The 2,830-nt window shown below is 42.8% G+C and carries 3 protein-coding genes; 2 read left to right on the top strand and 1 reads right to left on the bottom strand.

Features of this window, described 5'->3' with window-relative positions; translation table 11 throughout:
• On the top strand, positions 1–965 hold a 965-nt coding region (locus HCUR_RS04535; protein WP_104206954.1), incomplete at its 5' end, for a hypothetical protein.
• The gene (locus HCUR_RS04530) at positions 925–2,058 is read left to right on the top strand and encodes a hypothetical protein (protein ID WP_104206953.1); all 1,134 of its coding nucleotides are present in this window, start codon (positions 925–927) and stop codon (positions 2,056–2,058) included. The genes HCUR_RS04535 and HCUR_RS04530, both read left to right, overlap by 41 nt.
• On the opposite strand, the gene HCUR_RS04525 is transcribed toward HCUR_RS04530, so the two are convergent.
• On the bottom strand, positions 2,059–2,830 hold a 772-nt coding region (locus tag HCUR_RS04525), incomplete at its 5' end, for a P-loop NTPase family protein (RefSeq protein ID WP_243397273.1). It lies immediately after the preceding gene.

Raw genomic sequence — 2,830 nt, 5'->3', positions numbered from 1 at the left:
CCAAACTTGAAGCGGCCATTACGGAGATTGCAAAGCCGGTACTTTCTGCTGAAACCATGGCCAAGCTGCTTGTTAAAGACGATAAATACGACAAGAAAGGATTACTGTTTGCACTTTTTAAAGCTGATCCTGAATTGCTCAAGCAGGTATATCATTTTGATAAAGTGCAAAAGAAAGGGTTTGGCTCCTTTGTGCTGCAAAATCCGCCACGCCAGCCGGCTATTTCTTTCAAAGAATTTGCGACGGAAGACCTAGTCCGCAACGCTCTTAAAGCCCATGATGAAGAGCAAAATGACAGCTTTGAAACCCATTTACAGGGTTTATTTTATCACGAAGATCGGCTATATCTCTTTATCCGCAGGGCCAGCGATGAAGATTTGCTGTTAAGCTCTAATCGCATTGTCCATGGCCATAAGCCGGATTGGATTATCCTGGATTTTGCTGCCAATGCTAATCAAGTGAATCTTTGTGCCAAATGTTCCAACCAAGGATTGAAGATTGCTGACCGTTTGGTAAGTTCTTACTTCGAGAAGGATTGCTCCTTCATCAACATGCAGGACTACAACTTTGCTGCTCAAGTGAAGACTTTCTTGCGGTCGTGCGCGAGCGAAAGCGATAAGGAACTCAAGCTATTTGAGCTTAAATTCAGATCACCGCATCTTAAAAACAACACCCATTTAATTTTAACAACACATCCGACTGACCCGATTGCAGAAGAGCTTGAAGCGCTGCATCAGGCAGTTGGTGATATTTTAGATGATATTGTCATGATCGATTCAGTTAGGCTTGTGTTTCAGGGTAAAAAGGCAACCCTGTTTTTCAGGGGGGATGCAGCTGATCCTGGTCATGTGATGATTTGCTATTCAGAATATGTGTTGGATAAAAAGGGACGCTCAGCTTTTAAAACATGGATGAAGGATTGCTATGGCCTTACGATCTTGCCTAAAGCAAAATGCTGCGCATGAAGATGCCTTGCAGGCTTTGCTTGAATCCAGCAATTCATGGATCAATCCGAATCAAGTGTATTTAGAGGCGGCTTATCATCTTGGACGGCTTGGCTTTATCCAGCTTAAAGAGCATTATTTTATAAAATGCACCAACCCCTTAGATGCGTTAGATTTTGATAGTCTGATCAATCCGGATTGCGAGAACAAAATCCCGATCCCTGATGATTTTGATGAATCCTGCGACGATCTCATGTGCGAGGAATGCGGACGTTATATTTTGCCCATCACTCACCAAAAGCAGCGTTATCATGTTGTCTCTTTATCCTTACAAAAGCAGGCTATATTGCAGTGGCTTGAGGCCGAACTCAAAGAATTTACCTTTAAAAATCAGAGTGCCGGCGTTTATCACATTTTGTTGGACTCTGGTTTTGTAACGATGATACTGCCTGATTTTATCGATAACCCTTCGTATTTAGCTTTAGAACGACTCAAGGCGCAACCCACACTGATCATCACATTGCGAAAAACCTTACCGCATTTACCGCTTGATGTGCAGGCTATAAAATTATCGGATTTCATCAATGGTAATCTCTCTTTAAAACAAGGTTTGGATCTGGCGATAGAGCATGGCATCCCCAAAGAGATTCCCAATATTTCAAGACAAATACTGCCTTTTGTGTCGCTTCACACACCAAAACCAGCAGCCATTCCTGCAACCTATAGCATTACCATTGATAGTGAAGGTATTTTTGTTGGCGGCATTCATGTCATTGGCAAACAAGCCCCAAGCCGCATTCAAATTTTTAGGATTTTACTGGAGCAATATTGGCGGGATTTCGAAGAAGGTAAACCCAAAGAGATGCACACACCGCTTAATTTATATCAAATTGCTGAGCGCCTAGAGCCGCATATGGGGCTGATTGATGATTTAGAGCAGCAAATCCGAAGGCCGCTTAACAAAATGCAAAAGGCTATTGAAGAGACTCTAGCCAAAGAGCTGGGCGTTAATATTAAACGTGATGATATCATTCAAACTCTTGGATGGCCCGGGTTTAAAAAACAGGAATATGGCTATCGCTTGAACCCATTCAATCTGGTTTTCACAAAATAGCTAATCATGATAAAACCAAAGTGAAGGGTTTTCTAAATGGATAATCGCCCCATCTTCAGCGGACTTATAATGGGTTGGTAAAATAGGCTGAAAGTGCGTAGTTTCTTCGCCTGTTTCAGAATCAACTTTTGTCTCCTTCAGGTCCATAGCCTCCACACATAAAAAGCCATATTTTGATTTACGAGCAGCTGTTTTACAGAATTTGATGTAACCCTTTGTAGAAAGCACATCAATGCGATCACGAATGGAATGCTGGCCGCCAAGACCTGATCTATTTTCAAAAGCTCTGCAGAACTGACTTGCGGTGTAAAGCTTGCCTTTGCGTGCTTCATCGTAAATCAGCTGCAAAATAATATCGTGCTTACGCCTACGTTCTGCATCCAACTTTTCGCCGTAATGCTTATTCACTAAACGCTCGGATTCTTCTTCGAGTACCGACCATTTGCCGGCTATTTTATCGACCCACTTATTATCAATGCGCTCACCGTTACGCAGTTCAAAAATCAATTGCCGCGGTGTTTTGGTTTCATCAGGCCTAAAGAGAATCATACCGGTGGTGTAAAAGCCTCTGAGTGCGCCGGCACCACTAAGTGACTGGAAAGGATCTTCTTCCAAAAGCTTTTTGGTAATCTTCTTGGTGTGATGGGCAACAATCATCCCGGCATTGGGATTCACCAAATGACGCAGGCGTTCAAGCCTTTCTTGTAAGAAGAACAGCATGGCGTTGTTATCATTTTCAGTGCCATGATCTCCGGCATCAAAGATGTTACGC

Origin of the sequence: Holospora curviuscula, assembly GCF_002930195.1 — a bacterium.
In the GTDB taxonomy this organism is placed as follows: domain Bacteria; phylum Pseudomonadota; class Alphaproteobacteria; order Holosporales; family Holosporaceae; genus Holospora; species Holospora curviuscula.
The sequence above is the reverse complement of the archived record's forward strand: the minus strand, read 5'-3'. Positions and strand labels throughout refer to the sequence as shown.

What these genes read in the sequence shown, in the direction of transcription:
- HCUR_RS04530 (WP_104206953.1), top strand. Translation starts at nt 925, where the DNA reads ATGGCCTTACGATCTTGCCTAAAGCAAAATGCTGCGCATGAAGATGCC.